At 58.7% G+C, this 20,564-nt stretch carries 19 protein-coding genes; 5 read left to right on the top strand and 14 right to left on the bottom strand.

Annotated elements, in window-relative coordinates:
* Positions 1-347 precede the first annotated feature (347 nt).
* The 4 genes from ABIE13_RS18220 (at position 348) to ABIE13_RS18235 (ending at position 4,367) form a co-directional block, all read left to right on the top strand.
* On the top strand, positions 348-638 hold the full coding sequence (locus ABIE13_RS18220; RefSeq protein WP_354446023.1) for a co-chaperone GroES: 291 nt from the start codon (positions 348-350) through the stop codon (positions 636-638).
* 112 nt (positions 639-750) lie between these two features.
* A complete protein-coding gene (gene groL / locus ABIE13_RS18225) occupies positions 751-2,397 on the top strand; it encodes a chaperonin GroEL (RefSeq protein ID WP_354446025.1) in 1,647 nt (548 codons plus the stop codon).
* 330 nt (positions 2,398-2,727) lie between these two features.
* Positions 2,728-3,357, top strand: coding sequence for an ankyrin repeat domain-containing protein (locus tag ABIE13_RS18230; RefSeq protein WP_354446027.1), 630 nt, complete (start codon positions 2,728-2,730; stop codon positions 3,355-3,357).
* 296 nt (positions 3,358-3,653) lie between these two features.
* The gene (locus ABIE13_RS18235; protein ID WP_354446029.1) at positions 3,654-4,367 is read left to right on the top strand and encodes an ankyrin repeat domain-containing protein; all 714 of its coding nucleotides are present in this window, start codon (positions 3,654-3,656) and stop codon (positions 4,365-4,367) included.
* Here the strand turns inward: ABIE13_RS18235 and ABIE13_RS18240 are convergent, their stop codons facing one another.
* The 14 genes from ABIE13_RS18240 to ABIE13_RS18305 all read right to left on the bottom strand — a co-directional run bounded on the left by ABIE13_RS18240 (position 4,368) and on the right by ABIE13_RS18305 (position 19,516).
* The gene (locus ABIE13_RS18240) at positions 4,368-5,762 is read right to left on the bottom strand and encodes an NDP-hexose 2,3-dehydratase family protein (protein ID WP_354446031.1); all 1,395 of its coding nucleotides are present in this window, start codon (positions 5,760-5,762) and stop codon (positions 4,368-4,370) included.
* A complete protein-coding gene (locus ABIE13_RS18245) occupies positions 5,759-6,739 on the bottom strand; it encodes a glycosyltransferase family 2 protein (RefSeq protein ID WP_354446033.1) in 981 nt (326 codons plus the stop codon). Before ABIE13_RS18245 ends, ABIE13_RS18240 begins: the two co-directional genes overlap by 4 nt.
* A gap of 14 nt (positions 6,740-6,753) precedes the next feature.
* Positions 6,754-7,695 (bottom strand): polysaccharide deacetylase family protein, encoded by a 942-nt coding sequence (locus ABIE13_RS18250; RefSeq protein WP_354446035.1) that lies wholly within the window; start codon positions 7,693-7,695, stop codon positions 6,754-6,756.
* On the bottom strand, positions 7,695-8,738 hold the full coding sequence (locus tag ABIE13_RS18255) for a bifunctional UDP-4-keto-pentose/UDP-xylose synthase (protein WP_354446037.1): 1,044 nt from the start codon (positions 8,736-8,738) through the stop codon (positions 7,695-7,697). The genes ABIE13_RS18250 and ABIE13_RS18255 overlap by 1 nt, the downstream gene beginning before the upstream one ends.
* A 27-nt stretch (positions 8,739-8,765) precedes the next feature.
* Positions 8,766-9,704 (bottom strand): formyltransferase, encoded by a 939-nt coding sequence (locus ABIE13_RS18260; protein WP_354446039.1) that lies wholly within the window; start codon positions 9,702-9,704, stop codon positions 8,766-8,768.
* Positions 9,701-10,681: a glycosyltransferase gene (locus ABIE13_RS18265; protein WP_354446041.1), complete on the bottom strand. Its 981-nt coding sequence runs from the start codon at positions 10,679-10,681 to the stop codon at positions 9,701-9,703. Before ABIE13_RS18265 ends, ABIE13_RS18260 begins: the two co-directional genes overlap by 4 nt.
* Positions 10,682-10,780: 99 nt before the next feature.
* Positions 10,781-11,890 (bottom strand): DegT/DnrJ/EryC1/StrS family aminotransferase, encoded by a 1,110-nt coding sequence (locus tag ABIE13_RS18270; RefSeq protein WP_354446043.1) that lies wholly within the window; start codon positions 11,888-11,890, stop codon positions 10,781-10,783.
* Between the two features lie 12 nt (positions 11,891-11,902).
* Positions 11,903-12,277: an SMR family transporter gene (locus ABIE13_RS18275; protein WP_354446045.1), complete on the bottom strand. Its 375-nt coding sequence runs from the start codon at positions 12,275-12,277 to the stop codon at positions 11,903-11,905.
* Entirely contained in the window at positions 12,274-13,935 is a 1,662-nt protein-coding gene (locus ABIE13_RS18280) for a glycosyltransferase family 39 protein (RefSeq protein ID WP_354446046.1), read from the bottom strand. The genes ABIE13_RS18275 and ABIE13_RS18280 overlap by 4 nt, the downstream gene beginning before the upstream one ends.
* 329 nt (positions 13,936-14,264) lie before the next feature.
* Positions 14,265-15,839: a glucose-6-phosphate isomerase gene (gene pgi / locus ABIE13_RS18285; protein ID WP_354446048.1), complete on the bottom strand. Its 1,575-nt coding sequence runs from the start codon at positions 15,837-15,839 to the stop codon at positions 14,265-14,267.
* Positions 15,839-16,786 carry a transaldolase gene (gene tal, locus ABIE13_RS18290; RefSeq protein WP_354446050.1) on the bottom strand — a complete coding sequence of 316 codons (948 nt, stop codon included), beginning with the start codon at positions 16,784-16,786 and terminating at the stop codon, positions 15,839-15,841. Before tal ends, pgi begins: the two co-directional genes overlap by 1 nt.
* A 134-nt stretch (positions 16,787-16,920) precedes the next feature.
* On the bottom strand, positions 16,921-18,216 hold the full coding sequence (paaK, locus tag ABIE13_RS18295; protein ID WP_354446052.1) for a phenylacetate--CoA ligase PaaK: 1,296 nt from the start codon (positions 18,214-18,216) through the stop codon (positions 16,921-16,923).
* Positions 18,213-18,716: a hydroxyphenylacetyl-CoA thioesterase PaaI gene (paaI, locus tag ABIE13_RS18300; protein WP_354446431.1), complete on the bottom strand. Its 504-nt coding sequence runs from the start codon at positions 18,714-18,716 to the stop codon at positions 18,213-18,215. The genes paaK and paaI overlap by 4 nt, the downstream gene beginning before the upstream one ends.
* On the bottom strand, positions 18,716-19,516 hold the full coding sequence (locus tag ABIE13_RS18305) for an enoyl-CoA hydratase-related protein (protein ID WP_354446054.1): 801 nt from the start codon (positions 19,514-19,516) through the stop codon (positions 18,716-18,718). The genes paaI and ABIE13_RS18305 overlap by 1 nt, the downstream gene beginning before the upstream one ends.
* Before the next feature lie 153 nt (positions 19,517-19,669).
* Here ABIE13_RS18305 and ABIE13_RS18310 point away from each other — a divergent pair, with 153 nt between their 5' ends.
* The gene (locus ABIE13_RS18310) at positions 19,670-20,449 is read left to right on the top strand and encodes an enoyl-CoA hydratase (protein WP_354446056.1); all 780 of its coding nucleotides are present in this window, start codon (positions 19,670-19,672) and stop codon (positions 20,447-20,449) included.
* The last annotated feature ends 115 nt before the right edge of the window (positions 20,450-20,564 follow it).

The following is a 20,564-nucleotide window of genomic DNA, read 5'->3' on the forward strand; positions in this document are numbered from 1 at the left end:
AGTAGGTATTTACCCGCACCCCCAGGGAGAACTCGTGGCCGTTCCGGTAGTTTTTGAACGGGTATCACAGAGTCCATTCTCCCGCAGCATGAAACAAGCGTTTCATAAAGGAGTGAAAAAGGAGGTGAAATTTCCAGTGAAAGGTCAGCGTGCATTGAGATCAGACCGGATGCATATCGAACAGAGCCTCCTTCTCTTGAAATCCCCCAAAATGCCCTTATCATTAGCACTCGTCGGAGATGAGTGCCAACAACACTGTCTCCGTCGCTCTTTTTGCCAGCGCGTGTGGCGTTTTGCCCCGAGCTTGGCTTTCAGCTTCACTTCAGATCAACTTTTCAGGAGAACATATGAAACTGCGCCCTCTCGCCGATCGCGTGATCGTCAAGCGCCTCGAGAATGAAACCAAGACTGCCTCCGGCATCGTGATTCCCGAAAATGCAGCCGAAAAGCCTGATCAAGGCGAAGTGCTGGCCGTAGGTCCTGGCAAGAAAAATGACAAGGGTGACCTGTCTGCCATGAACGTGAAAGTGGGCGACCGCGTTCTGTTCGGCAAATACAGCGGCCAGACCGTCAAGGTCGATGGCGACGAACTGCTGGTCATGAAAGAAGACGACCTCTTCGCCGTCGTCGAGAAGTAATTTCTTTTCTCTGTGCTCATCGCCCGTCGATGAGCGCAAAAAAACCCCTTCTTTTAGTTGAGCTGGTGCGCCAAGCGCCCAGGAGCTCGACACCCAATCGGAGAATTATCAAATGGCAGCAAAAGACGTAGTTTTTGGTTCCGACGCCCGCGCCCGCATGGTCGAAGGCGTGAACATTCTGGCCAACGCGGTCAAAACCACCCTGGGCCCTAAAGGCCGTAACGTGGTTCTGGAGCGTTCCTTTGGCGCCCCTACCGTCACTAAAGACGGCGTTTCGGTCGCTAAAGAGATCGAACTGAAAGACAAGCTCCAGAACATGGGTGCTCAGATGGTCAAGGAAGTGGCTTCCAAAACCAGCGACAACGCTGGCGACGGCACCACCACCGCTACTGTCCTGGCACAAGCCATTGTGCGCGAAGGCATGAAATACGTGGCTGCAGGCATGAACCCCATGGACCTGAAGCGCGGTATCGACAAAGCGGTTATCGCCCTGGTCGAGCAACTGAAAAAAGCCAGCAAAGCCACCACCACCAGCAAAGAAATTGCTCAAGTCGGCTCCATTTCCGCCAACTCTGACGAATCCATCGGCAAAATCATCGCTGACGCCATGGACAAAGTGGGCAAAGAAGGCGTGATCACCGTTGAAGATGGCAAGAGCCTGGACAACGAGCTGGACGTCGTCGAAGGTATGCAATTCGACCGCGGCTACCTGTCGCCTTACTTCATCAACAACCCTGAGAAGCAAGCCGCACTGCTGGACAATCCTTACGTCCTGCTGTTCGACAAGAAAATCAGCAACATCCGCGAACTGCTGCCTACACTGGAAGCCGTTGCCAAAGCTGGCCGTCCTCTGCTGATCATCGCTGAAGAAGTCGATGGCGAAGCCCTGGCTACTCTGGTTGTGAACACCATCCGTGGCATCCTGAAAGTCGTGGCTGTCAAGGCTCCTGGCTTCGGCGACCGCCGCAAAGCCATGCTGGAAGACATCGCCATCCTGACCGGCGGCAAAGTGATTGCCGAAGAAGTTGGCCTGTCGCTGGAAAAAGTGACTCTGGCTGACCTGGGCCAAGCCAAAACGATCGAAGTGGGCAAAGAAAACACCACCATCATCGACGGCGCTGGTGTTGCTGCTGACATCGAAGCACGTGTCAAACAGATCCGTGTGCAGATCGAAGAGGCCACATCCGACTACGACCGCGAGAAGCTGCAAGAGCGCGTGGCCAAACTGGCCGGCGGCGTTGCTGTCATCAAGGTCGGTGCCGCTACCGAAGTCGAGATGAAAGAGAAGAAAGCCCGCGTGGAAGATGCTCTGCACGCTACCCGTGCTGCAGTGGAAGAAGGCATCGTGGCTGGTGGTGGCGTTGCTCTGCTGCGCGCCAAACAAGCTGCTGGCGAGATCAAAGGCGCTAACGCTGACCAAGACGCTGGCATCAAGCTGGTGTTGAAAGCCATCGAAGCACCTCTGCGCGAAATCGTCTACAACGCAGGCGAAGAAGCCAGCGTTGTGGTGAACAAAGTGTTGGAAGGTAAAGGCAACTTCGGCTACAACGCTGCCAACGGCGAGTACGGCGACATGATCGAAATGGGCATCCTGGATCCCACGAAAGTCACACGCACTGCTCTGCAAAACGCAGCTTCCGTCGCCAGCCTGATGCTGACCACAGAAGCCATGGTGGCTGAGTCTCCAAAAGACGACGCACCTGCTGGCGGCATGCCTGGTGGCATGGGCGGCATGGGTGGCATGGACGGCATGATGTAATTTCTGCCGCCAGCTACAGGCAGCCCTGCGCTGCCTTGCTTGCAATAAAGGGCCGCTTCATGCGGCTCTTTTTTTTGCCCAGGAAGTTCGCCATTCGGACATCCCAAATCCTCACCCTGGGCGGCAAGTGAAGGGGGGCTTCACCCGCCACTCCAATGCTCATTCAAGACAAGCCGTGCGAGCCTAGGGCGGCCCTATTTACAACCAATCAAGCATGAAACAGATCAGTACAGACTAAGACGGCGTAAACAGGCCAAAATGGAACTCCTCGGGGTAGCTGGTTACTCAAGAAGCATAGACACCCGCTTTGTCGTTTTGTAGCGATTGACCATGACTAAATTCAGCCCCTCCGAGATCCGCAACGATTCCCTCCTGGAAGAATCAACGCACCAGTCCGCCAAGTCCGTCGTGGCGGCGTCCTCACAGATCCCTGGCTTCAAGTCAGAAAAGGTGATTGGCTTGCTCACAGCTGAAGAAATCAACCTCGCCCTTATGGTGGCGGCGCACAAGGATGACACGGACGCCATCCAGAAGATCGCGCAAGTTCTTGATAACCCAGCGCAGCTCAACACGGCAGATGAGTGCGGCTTCACGCCGCTGATGATTGCAGCCCGCGCTGGCCACACCGACACGGTCGAGCTATTGGCAACGTTGCTGGAAACTCCCGCAGCCATCAATGCAGCAGACATTGACGGCTACACGGCATTGATGATCGCTGCACTTAACGGCTACACGGACACCGTGGAGGTACTGGCCAAACGACTGGGCAGCCGCGAGGCCATCAATGCCATCAACAAAGACGGCAGGACCGCGCTGGAGCTGGCCGTCGACAGTGGAAACGTGGATACCGTCCATGTATTGACCGAGTTCCTGAAGGCTTTTTGGGTGAAGCGCCAACCGAGCGGCATGGCGGAATCGGCTCCCCTGGAAGTCATTACAGACACAGCCAACCTGCTTTAGCCTGAAGAAGACCGCCACAGAGGCGTAGTGCAGGCCTCTAGCTACACCCCCCCTTTCGAATGGGGTGAGAAAGCGCTCCTCGCGTCGCAGATGAAGGCGCAGCCCGATGAGCAGACAAGAGGTTGTGATGGGCCAGTTCTGCCCCTATGAAATTAACGCCGCCAGTCTGGTTACCCAAGAAGGGTATTAAGCAGTCGCCCGCCTCATGCCGAGCCTTCGTGTCTTTTCGAAGGAGCCAGCCCCAAAAGCGACCCCATAGGACAGCCGCAATCTGAATGCGGCCAGAAAAACATCGTATGAACTTTCCCAAAAGCTCTCAGCAGCACGACCTTCCCCGCACCATGAGCTCGGGCGCCGCTGCCAGCAATCAGTCATCCGCAGCGCCCGCGCCCAACCACGCACCACCGGTGCGGCAGGTCACCACAGGCCCCTCCGCGTTCGACGACTCACTTCAGTTGTCCAGAGCACAATCCGAGCAGGACGTCGTTTGTGCCGACGGACTCGCAGCGAATCTGGCAGAGGCAGAGCTCACGGTGGTGTTTCCTGAAGAGGTGCCACCCGAAATGTCCGAACACGACATTCGAGGCAAACTACTTTTGGCCGCGCGTCATGGAGATGCATCCACCGCAAAAGCCCTGGCAATGCGTCTAGGCTCGCCTTCCGAACTCAATTCAAGAGATGAGCTTGGAGACACGCCACTGCTTCTCGCCGTCAGAAACCAGCATACTGAAACCGTCAAGGTATTCACGCAGTTGCTCGGTTCGCTCAAGGAACTCACCATCTTTGATGCGGTGGGCTCCACACCCCTCATGATTGCAGCAAAAAACTGCGATGTACAAACGGCCAAGTTACTGGTGGGCTCTGGAGCAGCCATCGATGCAAAGGGCACGCTCGGCTTTAACGCGATCATGAAAGCGGCTGAACAGACAGCCGACCTCCCCTACGAAGAGGTGATCGAGTTCCTCATTAACCAAGTGTTGGAATCAGAGCAGTTCAGGGCGCAGGCCTAGCTAGATCCATTTCAACAGCAGCGACAGCGCGCTTCTGGCCTCATTGGTGAAGACGCAACCGCGTTGCAGAAGCGCGCAGATTTGCGCGACCGAGAGCCAGTGGTAACCTGGCGGGGGTGTGAAGGCTTGGCCCACGTCCACAAGGGCGTACTCGTTTTCATCAAACAGAAAGCGACCACCTTCTTCGGATTGTTTGCAAGAGACCAGCGTACGCCCGCTCGCGATGAGGCTCTGTCCAAAGGCATCGCTTTTCAGCAGGCTACCGGGCTCTTCAAGGACGGCGGACGTTAGCTCCACCCTGCCTTCGAAACCCAATTCGGACACCTGCTTGAAAAGAAAATAGGGAACGCCTGCTGCCCTTCCGACGGGCAACACAACTTGGCCCGTGCCTGCGCTTTGCACGATAGGCTGGTCCCACACCCGCACCTCGCGGCTGGAAGAGCGAACCTGTATGTGTCGAAACCTGAAAGGCCTCCCGGAAGCATCCAGAGGAGCCGGGCCTTCTTCTCTCATGCCCCAACCGGACAGCGCCGACAAAGAAACAATTTCGGGACCACCGATCCACTCGCGATGGCCAGAGAGTTGCCCCAGCACGTCATCCAATGAGGTCAAGGCCAGGTGATCCGCAAGCTCGTAGGACGCGCGCAGGGATTGCGCAAATCCCTCCCCAGCAAAAGGTGAACCATTTGCCAGCATCTCCCAGTTGGCGCAGATCAGGGTGGAGCGAAGGTCGGTGTTGACCAGGTGGTTTTCTGACAGCGACGCGCAAAGCTGCTTGATGGGCACCCATGCGTGGTAAGGAGAGCTTGCATGGCCCTCACCCTGAATCAGCAGGCTCACATTGCGATTTCGCTTACCGAAAAAACGTGTGCCTTGCTCCGACTGAAGGGTATCTGAGGCGAAGTCTCCATGGGCAGTCAACCAGTCTCCGAAGGGTGGGCTCTCACCCCCATGCACTCGGTCGGTATTGCTGGCGGTGGCCTGGTAGGACGGCGCCAACTGGAACAAACCCACATTGCCCGGCTCTGCCTTGAACTGCACGAGCACTTCAGCCAAGCCATCACGCTGGCGCAAATACAGGGCCAGTGTGCCGATCTCGCGCTGGTCCATCAACGCTTGTTCGACGACGGCACCCGCCTGGTCTTCAGCGCGGACACCGATCACTGAAAAAAAACGACCGCTGCGGTGGCGGATGGCTCCGTCCTCCAACGCCCAATGGCTCGAGGATTCCAGCGGCATGTAGGTCAGGCTGAAATCCTCAGCTTCGCTGAGCACTCTTCTCCGGCTGGAAAGCCAAGGCAAAAGGTCGATAGCATCCGCGTCCCTGCTTATGGAAGGGAGAGCGGAAGATTCAATGGACCCCAATGAACCTGGTAAATCGGTTGAGGAACTCATGAAGCTCCGATTCTGGAGCGGTTTTGCAGAAAAAAGTGAATTACTTGCGCCCCCAGGACATTCACCAGCTCTTGTCGCTCTTGGGGGTTGTCTATCATTCTCGCCAAGACTCGATCGGCAAACAGATGGTGCGACATGGCGCTGTGTTGGCCGGCCGTTCGGGCGAGGAGTGCCTTCCTGACGGAAAGAGAGTGGCCGACGGCATCTGCTAACTGGGGAAAAATCTGCAGGGCTCTTTCAAGCAGGGGCGGGCGCACATAGTTTTCAAGCACGTCAGCCATCTCAAAGCCTGCCCGGGTCGTGCTGGCTGGGCCAGGAGCGCTCAGGTTCGCAGTGCCGTCTATCCGCATCTTGCTGAGCGCATCTGGCAAGATCACCATCTCGCCCAGAGCAGCCAGTTTGATCCAGAGATCATGATCGGCGATCTGCACCAGCGAGGGACGAAACCGCCCCACCCGCTCTACAAGATGGCGTCTGGCCACTGCAGAAATGATGCAGAACTCATTGGAAAAGAAAAGGCGTTGCAGCCATTCGATCGAACTGCGCTGTGTCTCGCCTGTGGCAAATAGTCCGTTGGCCCAGCTATCCCTTACCGGGTGGCCTTGGGTGTCTATCAAGTCGACTTGCGTGAAACAGGCGGCCACGTCCTGACGGGTTTCGAGCAGATCGAGTTGTCGGGCCAGTTTGGCCGGTGCCCACTCATCGTCGGAATTTTGAAACGCGACATAGCGGCCACAAGCCAGGCCCAGTCCCACGTTACGAGCATGCTGGCGCCGGTTCTCCTGAAGTCGGATCAAGCGCAAGCGCGGATCACGAATGCTCTCGACAACGTCTGGGGTGCCGTCGGTAGACCCGTCGTCCACCACGATGACCTCCATGTCCCGGACAGTTTGGGCCAGAACCGATTCAACGGCTTGGCGCACATAGGCTACGTGCTGATACGAAGCAATGACCACCGAGACAAGAGGAGAGGCCATTGAAAGCCCTTTCTTTAAGCGCTTGCGGCCATAACACCTTGTAAAGCCAAAGAGCCGCTGCGCCCCGCTATGGTACCCATCGCCACGTGGTGCTGGGGCAAATCTTTGATATCCAGGGAGTCAAACAATTTGGCCGTGGAGACCAATTGGTAGCCCTGCGCCCGCCAGCCTGAAAGCAGGCGCTCAAAGGTGGGCAAGAGCTTCATGCCTTCCAATTCCGCGTGCAATGTGTAGACGTGGCCTTGCGCAGGAGGGTGAGCTGTCAACGCCAGCAAATGCTCATGCACGTTGTCCGGCGTGAGGCCGTCTGCACCAATCAATTCGTCCAAGGTCGGCAGGGTGGTCGGCAACTGGGGCACGCCCAGTGGTGCGCCACCCGCATCGACAGGTTGAAAGGGGTGAGTTCCACGCCCATCGCTGGCATAAACGAAGCCCAGGCTTTTCTCCATCGCATAGGCGGACTCATTCATCTGCCATCCCGCGGCGCCATGCGTACGAGGTGGCGTTCCGAAGATTTCAGTAAAGCGCTGCGCGGCCAGACGCATTTCGCGCTCGGTCCACGCGGCGTCTTGACCCGCTACATGGTCTTGCCAGCGGATGTGGTCCCAGGTGTGTATGCCTACCTCGAATCCGGCATCTCGCACTTGCCTCATCAAGGCGGCCTCTCTCCGGCCAATATCCGGGCCTGGAAGAAGTGTTCCGTAGAGCAAGGTGCGGATGCCGTAATGCTCCACCACGGAGGTGCGCGACACCTTGCTCAGAAATCCAGGCCGGAACACCCGTCGAATAGCACGGCCCGTATGGTCAGGGCCCAGGCTGAAAAGAAATGTGGCCCCCGCCTGATGCCGTTGCAGCGCTTGCTGCAGCGCAGGCACGCCCTCTTTGGTGCCCCGCCAGGTGTCAACATCGATCTTCAACGCCAGCAGTGGCGCAGAGGGGGTGCCGGCAGTCGACATCAGGCAGCGAGATCGCGCGACGCCACCACGCGGTCGCGGTAGTAATCAAAGATGCCACGCAACGCATCAGCCATACCCACTTCAGGCGCCCAACCCAGGTCGCCACGGGTGTTCTCGATCTTGGGCACGCGGTTCTGAACGTCTTGGTAGCCCTTGCCGTAATAGCTGGCAGAAGTGGTGTCCACCAGTTCCACGCGGCTGGCGTTTTCGCGGTATTCCGGATACTTGGCCGCCAGTTCGAGCATCATGGTCGCGAGTTCGCGAATGGAATAGTTGTTCGTGGGGTTGCCAATGTTGTAGATCTGGCCGCTGGCTTTGCCACCAGGGTTCTCGATGATCTTCATCAGGGCTGCAATGCCATCATCCACATAGGTGAAAGCCCGTTTTTGCGCCCCACCGTCTACCAGGCGGATAGGCTCGCCGCGCACGATATGGCCCAGGAATTGGGTGATGACGCGGCTTGAGCCTTCCTTGGGCGTGTCGATGCTGTCGAGACCGCCACCAATCCAGTTGAATGGCCGGAACAGCGTGTAGTCCAGCCCTTCCTGCTGGCCATAGCCATGGATCACGCGATCCATCAGTTGCTTGGCGCAGGCATAGATCCAGCGGGGTTTGTTGATGGGGCCGTACACCAGTTCCGACGCCTCTGGGTCGAATTCGCTGTCCTGACTCATGCCATAGACCTCGGAGGTCGACGGAAATACCAGGCGCTTACCGTACTGCACACATTGCCGAACGATGGGAAGGTTGGCTTCGAAATCAAGCTCGAAGACGCGCAGCGGGTGGCTCACATAGGTCGCCGGCGTCGCAATGGCCACCAAAGGCAGTACCACGTCGCATTTCTTCACGTGGTATTCGATCCATTCCTTGTTGATGGTGATGTCACCTTCAAAGAAATGGAAGCGAGGATGGTTTTCCCACTCTCGCACGCGATCGGTGTTCATGTCCATGCCGAACACCTCCCAATCCGTGGTGTCGATGATGCGGCGTGTGAGGTGATGGCCGATGAAGCCGTTGACACCAAGGATGAGGACTTTTTTCATGAAATCTATTTGCTGGAAAATGAGATGTCAGGCTGGGATGTCAGCGCCGAGGGTGACCGTCTGGGCGCTGAACCTGCCCCTGAAATTATCGGGAGTCAGCGGCTCGTCGGCCAAGGTGGCACTCAAGACATGCAAGCTGCTGCCGTCAGGGCAGGCCAGAACCATCTGATCGCCGAGCAATCGCAACTCGGCACGTGTGGGCATATTATCGACGGCCGCTGCCCGTCTGGTCTGCCATAAGCGCAGTCGCCCTTGCGGCAGGTCCGCAAAGGCACCTGGATAGGGGTGGGTCAGCGCCCGTACGAAGTCATGCACCGTCCGGGCAGACCATGCAGGGTCAATCCTGCCATCTTCGGGCTTGCGTCCCCCGAAGTAACTGCCTTGGGCAAGGTCCTGAGGTTGTAGAGTGGCGCTTCCATCGAGCAAGGCAGGAAGACTGCGCCAAAGCACCGCTTCTGCGGCCACGGTCACTTTGTCGAACACCTGCTGAGCCGTGTCGTCAGGCAAGATGGGCACGGCCATCTGGTCCACGATAGCCCCGGCGTCGGGTTTGATCTCCATAGTGTGCAGGGTAGCGCCCGTTTCCGTTTCGCCCCGGATGATCGCCCAGTTGACAGGAACCCTCCCCCGGTACCGCGGCAGCAAGGATCCGTGCATGTTGTACGCACCCCGCGGAGCCGATTTCAGCAAGGCAGCGCCGAGCATCTGGCGATAGTAGAAAGAGAACAGAAAGTCAGGCTGTGCTGCCTGCACCGCCGCCAGCACTTCCGCTTCGTTGGCGTCCTCAGGTGTGATCACCTTCAGGCCGTGCATGGCCGCGATGCGGGCCACGCTGGCGAACCAGATGTCTTCGTTGGGGTTGTCCGTGTGCGTCACCACCAGCGGCACTTCGACCCCACGCGCGAGCAGCGCCAGAAGGCAGCGCACGCCCACGTTGTGATACGCAAAAACGACAGCACGGCTCATGGCGTATCTTCTTTCTTTGACTGCTCGAGCACTGCAGCAACCAGGTAGCGCGGCCGGTGGCGCACTTCCTGGTAGATGCGGCCGATGTACTCACCAAGCAATCCAATGCCGAACAGCGCCAGGCCAATCAGCAGGAAAGCAATGGCGAACAGTGTGAACAGCCCCCCCTCTTCAGGCCCCAGGAAAAGCCTGCGCAAGCCCATGTAGATCACCAGCATGCCGGACAGCGCAGAAACTATCATGCCCCCGAGAGAGAACAGCTGCAGAGGAACCAGCGAGAAACCGGTAACGATATCGAAATTCAGGCGAATCAGGCTGTAGAGCGAGTATTTGGACTCCCCCGCCGCACGCTCCTCATGGCCGACCACGATTTCCGTCGGGTTTTGAGAGAACTGGTAGGCCAGCGCAGGCACGTAGGTGTTCATCTCGCTGCACTGGTTGATGAGATCAATCACCCGCCGGCTGTAGGCCCGCAGCATGCAGCCCTGGTCGGTCATCTTGATGCGGGTGATGCGCTCACGCAGGCGGTTCATGGCACGGCTGGCCGCGTGACGCCACCACGAATCGTTTCGCTGCCGCCGAATGGTGCCCACATAGTCGTGCCCGGCGTCCATCTGCTCAAGCAAGGCGCCGATGTCTTCTGGCGGATTCTGTAGATCCGCATCCAGGGTGACGATGCGCTCACCCCGGCAATAAGCAAACCCAGCCAGGATGGCGCGATGCTGGCCAAAGTTGCCATTGAACAAGATCACGCGGGTGACGTCCGGCCGGGCATCGAACTGCTCAGACAACATCTGAGCGGAGCGGTCCCGGCTACCGTCGTTGATGAACAGGATTTCGTAGCTGACGCCCAGTGCGTCGAGCGACGAATACAGCCGTTTGAAGAGCGCCGGAAGAACGTCCTGCTCGTTGTAGACGGGGATGATGACAGACACCAAAGGGTGGGCCGCAGGCGTCTTGGATACAGTCGGTTCCATGATTTATTTTGAACTGCAAGGTACTCGGCACATCGTGGACATTTCGTCCTGGCCTTTCTCGCATGGCCCTGCTGTCGCAAAGCAGGTGCCGTTCAGTTCTTACTTCCAGATTTTTGAGACTACATTGCAGACGCGCTGAACGTCCTCATCGCGCATGGCGGGAAAGAGGGGGAGCGTGACCGTACGGCGACCGACGTCTTCAGCAACGGGGTAGTCACCTTCAGCAAAACCCATCTCGCGAAATAATGTGAACAGATGCATGGCCGGGTAGTGCACGCCCACCCCTATGCCCTCCCCACGCATCGCGTCGATGAAGGCTCCTCGGGCCATGGACGCGTTCCTGGGCAGCAAGGGCTGGAACATGTGCCAGTTGCTTTGCTCGAATTCAGGCAATGGAAGCTCAAAGCCCAGGGACTTGTCGAAACACTCGAAGTAGCGCCGAGCCAGCGCTCGTCGGCGCGTGTTGAATGCTTCCAGATGCTTCATTTGACCCAGGCCAATGGCGGCTGCAATATCCGTCAGATTGCTTTTGCCACCCAGTACATCGACATCCATGCCGCCGTCAGGGTGCCGAGTGACGCCTTGCAGGCGAAGCTTCTCGCAAAGCTTGGCTTCCGACTCGTCATTCAGGACCAGGCAGCCACCCTCCCCGCTGGTCATGTTCTTGTTGGCGTGAAAGCTGAACACCACCATGTCGCCCGTGGTGCCGATGCGTTGCCCCGCCCAGTTGGCTCCCATGGACTGCGCGGCGTCTTCTATGACGCGCAAACGGTGACGGCGGGCGATCTCATAGAGGCGGTCGCGGTCCACGGGCAGCCCTGCCAGATCGACGGGAATGATGGCCCGCGTCCGGGCAGTGATGGCCGCTTCAATCAGATCGAGATCGATGTTGCGCGTGTCGGCGCGCACGTCCACGAACACAGGCTTGGCGCCTACAGTGAGCACCACGTTGGCTGTGGCCACCCAGGTCAGGCTCGTCGTGATGACTTCATCGCCCGGACCAATACCCGCCACGCGCAGTGCGATTTCAAGCGCAGCTGTCGCCGAGCTCATGGTGCGCACCGGACGCCCTCCGACATGCTCGGACAGCGCAGCCTCAAAAGCGCGTGCACGCGGACCCGTGGTGATCCAGCCCGAACGCAACACCTCGGCCACTTCTGCGATGGTGGCCTCGTCAATGGAAGGCCGGGTAAAAGGAAGGAAGTCCATGATGCTTTCTGATCACGCGCTGCGTGCAACCAAGATGACGCCGATGATGATGACCGCAATGCCGATCAATCGCTGGGGCCCCACCGCTTCACCGAAGAGCCACCAGGCCAGGCCTGCGTTCACGACGTAGCCAATGGAAAGCATAGGGTAGGCCACACTCACTTCTACCCGCGACAGCGCCAAGATCCACACCACCACGCTCACCACATAGCAGGCCAGCCCGCCGATGATGGGCAGGTTGGTGGCCAGTTGCCATCCGACGGGCAACACATTGGCAGGGCTGAAATTGAATTCGCCGATCTGCCGCACCCCCGCCTTCAGCAGCAGCTGTGCGGCTGCGTTAAGCAGAACGCCAACGAGAATCAACGCGAACTCGGCCAGTTTCATGGTTTTACTTCTTCAGGTTTGACCACCACCCTGCGCCGCGGATCTTCATAGACCAGACGCATAGGAAGCTTGCGCTCCAGCATTTGCGCGTAGATGTCGGGCGTCATGACAGCGGCCGCACGGGGAAGTGACTGCCAGCGGTCCACAAAACCCTCAACGGTAGGTATCCAGAGATCAGGTGCCGCGTTCTGCCCATAGGTAAATTCGTCCCTGTAATCTACCAGGGTCACCGGGCGGCGCAGATAGAACGGCATGCTTTGGTCGTAAAAGCGTATGGCAAACACCGGTACATCCGTTCCATACGGCTCCAAAATGGCAGCCACGTTCTTACTGCTGCGCATCTGGTAAGAGTAATGGTCGTGACCCAACATGACAGTCGACACGCCCATGACACTGGCAAATGAAACCAAGGCCACTGCCACGAGCTTGCGACCACGTCCAAGCAGCCACCAAGCCAGAACGCAGGCCAACAAGGCCACCAGGCCAGAGCTCGCCAGCATGTCCATGAAAGGCCGGACCACAGTCAGGGGTTGTGTTTCCGACACAAACCAGTCAGTGACGAACCATGCGCCCACGGCCACCAGCCAAAACGCAGCAGGCGCCAACAGGTGCCAACGCAGGCGACGTGGGTCTGCCCGGGGAAGCCAGTAAGCCCCCAGGAGCGCCAGCGCCGGGAACATCGGCAAGATGTACGAGGGCAGCTTGGAGCGCGAAACGCTGAAAAAAAGGAATATGAAAACCGACCAGATCACGAGCACGCGAGCCGGCTGAAACGCCTCGGATTTCTCGCGCTGGCTACCGCCCCAGAGCCACTGCGGCAGCATGGTCGTCCAGGGCATGGCGCCAAGCAAAAGTACAGGCACAAAATACCAGGCTTCTCCCGTGCGCCTGGCCTCATCCGTCAAGAAGCGGCGGAAATGCTCTCGGATGAAGAAGAAGTCAAAAAAGCCAGGGTTCTTAAGCGACACGGCAATGAACCACGGCGCCGCGAGGCCGAAATAGATCAGCAGCCCGGAGCCCCAATGCATGCGCCGCCAAAAACCGAACTGGCGTTGCAGCAAACTGTAGAGCACCAGGGTCGCACCCGGTATCACTATGCCCACCAAGCCCTTGGACAGGGTGGCGCCTGCCATGGCTGCCCAGCAAACCCACATCGCATTGCGGCGCTCGCGCTCCTTCGCGTCGTCACTCTGGGCTATCAAAAACGCGCAGAGGCTCAGCGCCTGGAAGAACGTCAACCCCATGTCCAGCGTGAGGAAGTGGCTATTGGCGCTGATCCAGGTGGTGCCAGCCGCCAGCAGAGCGGCGTAAGCACCACTGAGCGGGCCCCAGAGCCGCCTTGCAGTAAATCCCACCGCAACGATGGTCAGAAACCCACTCGTAGCAGGCCAGAAGCGGGCTGCAAATTCATTGATGCCAAACACCGCCAGGCTGGCTGCTGTCACCCAGTACTGAAAAATGGGTTTCTCGAAGTACAGCAGGCCGTTCAGGCGAGGTGTGATCCAGTCACCGCTTTGCAGCATGGCCAAGCCGATGGACGCATAGCGCCCTTCGTCCGGGCTGAACAGCGCACGCCAGCCCAAGGGTACGAACCAGATGAGCACCAGCACCAACCAGCATGCCAGCACCGTTAATCGGCTCACGGGGAGAGGAGTCATAGTCCGGCTCGTGGCCGAGGCTTGGCTATCAAGGTGCATGACGGTAACGAAGAGGCTCCGGGAGTGAAGAGTGCGCAACAAAGGGGGAGGTATTCCGCAGCGACTATCCAGAAGCACCGTGGACAGCGGCACTGGGTGCGGCCCACATTCCTGGATGATCGATTGCTGGTAACGTTCAGACTGAAGAGTTACCGATTGCAAAACTGCAAGCAAGGGTCCGCTTTTTACCAGCTTTTTAAGTCAGCCTTGGCTGCAGAACCTTCTGTTTGAACAAAAAAGTACTCTTTTAGACTGAATTTTCGGCATTCAGAGCCCTTCTAAATCGCTTTTCACGATCCGCCCAAACGTTTCAGCAAGCCTGCCGTAGAAGCATCCAGTCCGGCCGTATCCCCTGAAGTCAGGCGCGGAGCCAAGTCTGTAGCAATGGTCTTGCCAAGCTCGACGCCCCATTGGTCAAAGCTGTTGATGCCCCACAGCGAACCGCTGCTGAATACGCGGTGCTCATACAAGGCCAGCAGCGCGCCGAGACTCGCAGGGTCCATTCGCTCGAGCAGCAAAAAGGTGCTGGGCCGGTTGCCCGGGAAATGCCGGTGGCCGCAGTCGCTGGACTGGCCAATCATCAGGGCACGGGCTTGCGCCAGCGCATTGGCAAGCAAAGTGCGGTGCTGGGCCTGCAGGCTGTGAGCGGGCTCTCTGACGGCAATGAACTCGACTGGAGTGACGCCCGGTCCCTGGTGCAGAAGCTGGAAAAAGGCGTGCTGCCCATTGCTGCCTGCTTCTCCCCACACCACAGGTGCGGTGGGAAACGCAAGCCTGCGCCCGTGTGCGTCGACGCCCTTGCCATTGCTCTCCATTTCCAGCTGCTGCAAATAGGCAGGCAGACGACGCAGGCCATGGTGATAAGGCGCTACGCAGCGGCTTGAAAGCCCCAGAAAGTCGCATTGCCAAATGTCGAGCAGGGCCAGACGCAATGGAAGATTGGTCTCTAAAGGCGCATTCGCAAAATGCTGGTCCATAGCGTGTGCTCCGGCCAGCAAAGCGCGAAAACCCGCGCTTCCCATCGCGACGGCCAGAGAAAGCCCCACCGCCGACCATAAAGAATAGCGGCCACCCACCCAATCCCAGATGCTGAACACCCGGCTGATCCCGAATTCGCCAGCAGCACTGGTGTTACAGGTCACCCCCACAAAATGCCGGGCCACATCAGAGCCACCGTCCGCCAGAAACCATTGTCGCGCCGCCTTGGCATTGGCCAAAGTCTCTGCGGTGCCAAACGTTTTGGAGACCACGATGAACAGCGTGCTTGCAGCCTTCAAGGAAGGCAACAGCTCAGAAATCTCGTGTCCGTCTCCGTTGGCCACAAAGTGCACCCGCGGCCCGCTGGTGGCGCCCGCCGTGCGCAACGTCTGCGCTGCCATACGAGGACCAAGATCGGAGCCACCAATGCCAATGTTGACCACGTCCGTGATACGGGAGTCGGCCCGCACAGCGTCCGCAAAATTCAGCATATCCGCCAGGGAGGCGGCCACCTCAGCCCGGATGCTGGTGGAGGCTGTCTCTTGCCCTGGTGCATACGGTTCGCGCAGCAGCGTATGCCATGCCGCGCGCTGCTCTGCCGTGTTGATGGGTTCCCCCGTCAGCAGAGCTTCGCGATGGGCCTCAAAGCCGCACTCGCGCGCCAGTTGCAGCAGCAATTGCTGCGCTCGGTCATCGATCAGGTTCTTGGATAGATCGGCAAAGACGTAAGGTGCGTCCTGGCTGAAACGCTCGAATCGCTGGTCATCTTCGGCAAAGGCCGTGCGGAGATCAAACGATGAGGCGTCCTGTCGAAACGTGCGGGCATGCGCTTGCAACAGCGGCCAGGCGGCCGTCTCGTCGCATCGCAATCGATTTTTCCAGTTCATTACGCAGCCAGCAACAAGCTTTCCAGCTTCTCCGCATCCTGAATAAATGCACGAATACCTTCGGCCAGCTTCTCAGTAGCCATGGCGTCCTGGTTGAGCGCCAGCCGGAAGCCTGGCTCGTCGAACTGCACGGCGGGAATATCCAGCGCAAGTGCGGCCTGCGCATCCAAGGCGCGCGAGAGTGGCGCCTGGTTGCTGGATAGTTGAGCCAGCAGTTCCGGACTGATGGTGAGCAGGTCGCACCCGGCCAGAGCGGTGACCTGCCCGGTATTGCGAAAGCTCGCCCCCATGACCTCTGTGGCAATGCCGTGCCGCTTGTAGTACTCAAAAATACGGCGCACGGACTGCACGCCTGGGTCGTTCGGGCCCGCCATGGCGGCTTCGTCCCAGCTGGAGCCTGCAGACTTCTTGTACCAATCGTAAATGCGGCCCACGAAGGGTGAAATCAGTTTCACACGGGCGTGGCCACATGCCACCGCCTGGCAGAAACCGAACAGCAAAGTCAGATTGCAGTGGATGCCACGGCGCTCCAGGCGCTCGGCCGCACGGATGCCTTCCCAGGTGGCCGCCATCTTGATCAGCACGCGATCAGGCGAAATGCCTGCCGCCGTGTACAACTCAATCAGCCGCTCTGCACGCGTATAGGTGGCGTCTTCGTCGAAAGACAGACGTGCGTCTACCTCTGTAGACACCCGCCCAGGCACCATGGAGAGGATTTCGCAGCCAAACCGGACCAGTAGCCTGTCCACCAGCTCATCCAGTGGCAAACCACGGTGGGCTGCCACGGTTTCCTTCAAAAGCGGTGCGTAGTCGGCTTTTTGGACCGCCTTGAGGATCAAAGAAGGGTTGGTGGTTGCATCTTGCGGTTGAAACTGCGCCAGTTGCATGAAGTCGCCGGTGTCGGCGACCACGGTGGTGAGCTGTTTGAGCGCGTCTAGCTGATTCATGGAGGCGATTATCGACGACGAAGGCAGGTCATCCGCGGCGCGCCCATCCGGCTTGCGCTTCATGCTTGGGACGGCCAGGGACGCCAGTTGGCGTCAGGCTGGCTTCGCCCATGGAAAAAAGGCTGCGCCTGGGCCTACTTCTTGCGCAAATCCACCACTCGGCGCGCCTTGCCTACGCTGCGTTCAATACCGCCTTCTCCGCGCAGATCAATTTCGACGCTGCTGCCCACGTGGATCTTGATCTCATACTGAAGTTGCTTGGCTGCAGCGCGGGCTTCAGCGCTTTCAGGGTCAATGCCAGGCGCAGTTTCGACGGCGACCTTGAGGTTGTCCATCGGCCCTTCACGTGTCAGCACACACTGGTAATGCGGAGACAGTTCGACCCGCTTGAGGATCAGCTCCTCAATCTGGGTAGGAAACACATTGACCCCTCGGATGATCATCATGTCATCGCTACGGCCTGTGATTTTCTCCATGCGGCGCATGGTCCGCGCGGTGCCCGGCAGCAGACGCGTCAGATCGCGGGTGCGGTAGCGAATGATGGGCAGCGCTTCCTTGGTCAAGCTGGTGAAGACCAGTTCGCCCTGCTCCCCATCGGCCACTGGTTCGCCCGTGTCGGGGTCGATGATCTCGGGATAGAAATGGTCTTCCCAGATGGTGGGGCCGTCCTTGGTCTCCACACATTCGCTGGCCACGCCAGGGCCCATGACTTCCGAAAGGCCATAGATGTCCACAGCGTCGATGCCCATACGCGCTTCGATCGCACTGCGCATTTCGTTGGTCCATGGCTCGGCACCAAAAATACCGATGCGCAGAGAAGTGGAATTGGCAGTCAGGCCCATGCGCTCAATCTCATCGGCAATCGCGAGCATATAGCTGGGCGTGACCATGATGATGTCAGGCTTGAAATCCTGGATCAGCTGAATCTGCTTTTCAGTCTGCCCGCCGCCGAAGGGCACCACGGTAAGGCCCAGCTTCTCAGCACCGTAGTGGGCCCCCATGCCGCCCGTGAAAAGACCATAGCCGTAGCTGATGTGTGCCATGTCGCCAGGCCGGGCCCCGGCAGCGCGAATGGAGCGAGCCACCACCCCCGCCCAGGTGTCGATGTCCTTGGCCGTGTAGCCCACCACGGTAGGCTTTCCGGTGGTGCCGCTGCTGGCGTGCACACGCACCACTTGATCGCGGGGGACTGCGAACATCCCGAAGGGGTAGTTCTCGCGCAGATCGGACTTGGTGGTAAACGGAAATTTGGCAAGGTCTGCCAATGACTTGCAATCGTCCGGGTGAACGCCCGCCGCGTCGAATTTCGCCTTGTAGACAGGCGAATTCTCATAGGCGTGTTTGAGTGACCAGCGCAGGCGTTCAAGCTGCAGGGTACGCAGCTCGTCAATACTGGCTTTTTCTATCGGCTCGAGCGGGAAGCTTTTCATTTTCTGGCCTCTTCGGGTTTCACTTCATCGGTAGGAATCACTGTGCCGGCGATCTGCGCGCTCTTGCCTCTGAAAAGAGCCACGGTCTGGCCCTTCTGGTTGGTCACGCGCATATCGTAGATACCATGGCGGCCACTCTGGACCTGCTCCAGGCCCTCGCAAGTGAGGATGTCACCCTCGTGCCCCGGCTTGAGAAACTCGATGGAGCAGCCGGCCGCAACCGTGTTTTGGTTGCGACTGTTGCAAGCAAAGGCAAAGGTGGAATCGGCCAGGGTAAAAATGAACCCGCCATGGCAAATCTGGTGTCCATTCAGATGAGCGGCCCGCACTTGCATGCGCATGACCGCTCGTCCTGGCTCACAGGCCAGAAGCTCCATGCCCATGGTGTCCTTGGAAGCCACGTCGGCAGAGAACATGGCTTCACCTACACGGCGCGCCAAATCCTTGGCCTGGGCTGGATCCGTAACCTTGGCTTGTTCCACAGCGGGCGACGTCGTCATCATTTCCCCTTGAACTCTGGAGCGCGTTTTTGCAAGAAGGCGGTCACACCCTCAATGTAGTCATGGGTGAATCCCAGACGAGACTGCACGTCGCGCTCCAGGTCCAGCTGCTCATGAAGGGTGTGCGTATGAGCACTGCGCAAAAGGTGGCGGGTGGCAATCAATGCCTTGGTGGGCATGGCCGCAAGCCGCTGCGCCATCGCTTTGGCCGCACCCAGAGCGTCTTCCTGTACATCCCAGATCATGCCCATGGACTTGGCGTCTGTAGCAGACAGCTTGTCGCCAGTGAGGGCCAGCCCCATGGCACGTGCCAAACCTATACGCTGCGGAAGCAACCAGGTTCCACCGCTGTCTGGCACCAAGCCGATCTTGCTGAAGGCCTGAATAAAGGCGGCGCCTGGCGCAGCAATGGCGATGTCGCACGTCATGACAAGGGATGCACCCGCCCCAGCCGCCACACCATTGACTGCGCAGATGGTGGGCACGCGCACATCGACCAGGCGGCGGGTCGTGGGGTTGAACGCCTCGGTAATCACAGGACCGGGGTCGGCGCGGTGCATGATGTCTGGGCCCTCGCGGAAATCGAACTCCGATAGATCAGCCCCGGCGCAAAAACCCCGTCCAGCGCCTGTAATCACCAGGGCTCGGACCGATTCGTCAGCCTCCACACGATCCAGCGCGGCCCACAAATCGCGGTGCATCTGCCGGGTAAAGCTGTTGAGAGCCTGAGGGCGGTTGAGGGTCAGGATGGCGACTGGGCCATCTGTTTCATACAGGACGCAGGTTTCCGGTTGAGTCATCTCGTTGTCTCCTTCAGACGTAAATTTACCATTAACCAACCGAGTGGTCGGTTAACCCCTATGGTTGCTCGCTATAGTTATCCCTGCGCTTGGCATGTGAACACGTCCCGAGCCAAACTAAAACAACCTTTCAGAACGAGCAGGAGATACCCCGTGGCGTATGAATTCATTGAAGTCCGCACCGAAGGCGGAAAAGTCGGCATCATCACCCTGAACCGCCCCAAGCAACTCAACGCGCTGAACAGCCAGTTGATGGTGGAATTGGGCCAGGCTCTCAAAGCCTTTGACGCGGATGAAGCCATTGGCTGCATGATCGTCACCGGCAGCGAAAAAGCCTTTGCAGCCGGAGCAGACATCGGCGCCATGGCCACTTACAGCTTTGCGGATGTGTACCGTGACGACTACATCACGCGTGACTGGGAAACCATCCGTTCCATCCGCAAGCCGGTCATTGCAGCCGTGAGCGGCTTTGCCCTGGGCGGCGGGTGTGAACTGGCCATGATGTGCGACTTCATCATTGCGGCAGACAACGCCAAATTCGGCCAGCCGGAGATCAAACTGGGCGTAATCCCCGGCGCAGGCGGCACGCAGCGCCTGCCCCGCGCCGTAGGCAAATCTAAAGCCATGGACCTGGTGCTTACTGGCCGCATGATGAATGCGGAAGAAGCCGAGCGCGCCGGTTTGGCCAGCCGTGTGGTGCCGCTGGACAAGCTGATGGAAGAAGCTCTGGGGGCCGCGCTCATGATCTGTGAATACGGCCAACTCGCCGTCATGGCCGCCAAGGAAAGCGTGAACCGCGCGTTTGAAGGAAGCTTGAACGACGGCGTGATGTTCGAACGTCGCCTGTTCCATGCGCTGTTTGCCACCAGCGATCAGAAGGAAGGCATGGATGCTTTCGTGAACAAGCGCAAAGGACAGTTTACTCACCGCTGAGTCTTTTCTGGACTAGGAGGAACCCTTGAAAGGTACTTCCGCAGATCTGAAAAAAGCCCACGATCGTTATTGCGATCGTGGGCTTTTTCCGTTCAACCCGACTAGACCCTCCGAG

It is taken from the genome of Ottowia thiooxydans (assembly GCF_040548795.1).
Taxonomy (GTDB): Bacteria; Pseudomonadota; Gammaproteobacteria; order Burkholderiales; family Burkholderiaceae_C; genus Ottowia; species Ottowia thiooxydans_A.

Bases quoted from the DNA above. Each gene is read 5' to 3' on its own strand.
- pgi (WP_354446048.1), bottom strand. From the start codon at position 15,839: ATGAACTGGAAAAATCGATTGCGATGCGACGAGACGGCCGCCTGGCCG.
- ABIE13_RS18220 (WP_354446023.1), top strand. From the start codon at position 348: ATGAAACTGCGCCCTCTCGCCGATCGCGTGATCGTCAAGCGCCTCGAG.
- ABIE13_RS18250 (WP_354446035.1), bottom strand. From the start codon at position 7,695: ATGTCGACTGCCGGCACCCCCTCTGCGCCACTGCTGGCGTTGAAGATC.
- ABIE13_RS18305 (WP_354446054.1), bottom strand. From the start codon at position 19,516: ATGACTCAACCGGAAACCTGCGTCCTGTATGAAACAGATGGCCCAGTC.
- ABIE13_RS18270 (WP_354446043.1), bottom strand. From the start codon at position 11,890: ATGGACTTCCTTCCTTTTACCCGGCCTTCCATTGACGAGGCCACCATC.
- groL (WP_354446025.1), top strand. From the start codon at position 751: ATGGCAGCAAAAGACGTAGTTTTTGGTTCCGACGCCCGCGCCCGCATG.
- ABIE13_RS18245 (WP_354446033.1), bottom strand. From the start codon at position 6,739: ATGGCCTCTCCTCTTGTCTCGGTGGTCATTGCTTCGTATCAGCACGTA.
- ABIE13_RS18255 (WP_354446037.1), bottom strand. From the start codon at position 8,738: ATGAAAAAAGTCCTCATCCTTGGTGTCAACGGCTTCATCGGCCATCAC.
- ABIE13_RS18265 (WP_354446041.1), bottom strand. From the start codon at position 10,681: ATGGAACCGACTGTATCCAAGACGCCTGCGGCCCACCCTTTGGTGTCT.
- ABIE13_RS18275 (WP_354446045.1), bottom strand. From the start codon at position 12,277: ATGAAACTGGCCGAGTTCGCGTTGATTCTCGTTGGCGTTCTGCTTAAC.
- ABIE13_RS18240 (WP_354446031.1), bottom strand. From the start codon at position 5,762: ATGAGTTCCTCAACCGATTTACCAGGTTCATTGGGGTCCATTGAATCT.
- tal (WP_354446050.1), bottom strand. From the start codon at position 16,786: ATGAATCAGCTAGACGCGCTCAAACAGCTCACCACCGTGGTCGCCGAC.
- paaI (WP_354446431.1), bottom strand. From the start codon at position 18,716: ATGACGACGTCGCCCGCTGTGGAACAAGCCAAGGTTACGGATCCAGCC.
- ABIE13_RS18235 (WP_354446029.1), top strand. From the start codon at position 3,654: ATGAACTTTCCCAAAAGCTCTCAGCAGCACGACCTTCCCCGCACCATG.
- ABIE13_RS18280 (WP_354446046.1), bottom strand. From the start codon at position 13,935: ATGACTCCTCTCCCCGTGAGCCGATTAACGGTGCTGGCATGCTGGTTG.
- ABIE13_RS18260 (WP_354446039.1), bottom strand. From the start codon at position 9,704: ATGAGCCGTGCTGTCGTTTTTGCGTATCACAACGTGGGCGTGCGCTGC.
- paaK (WP_354446052.1), bottom strand. From the start codon at position 18,216: ATGAAAAGCTTCCCGCTCGAGCCGATAGAAAAAGCCAGTATTGACGAG.
- ABIE13_RS18230 (WP_354446027.1), top strand. From the start codon at position 2,728: ATGACTAAATTCAGCCCCTCCGAGATCCGCAACGATTCCCTCCTGGAA.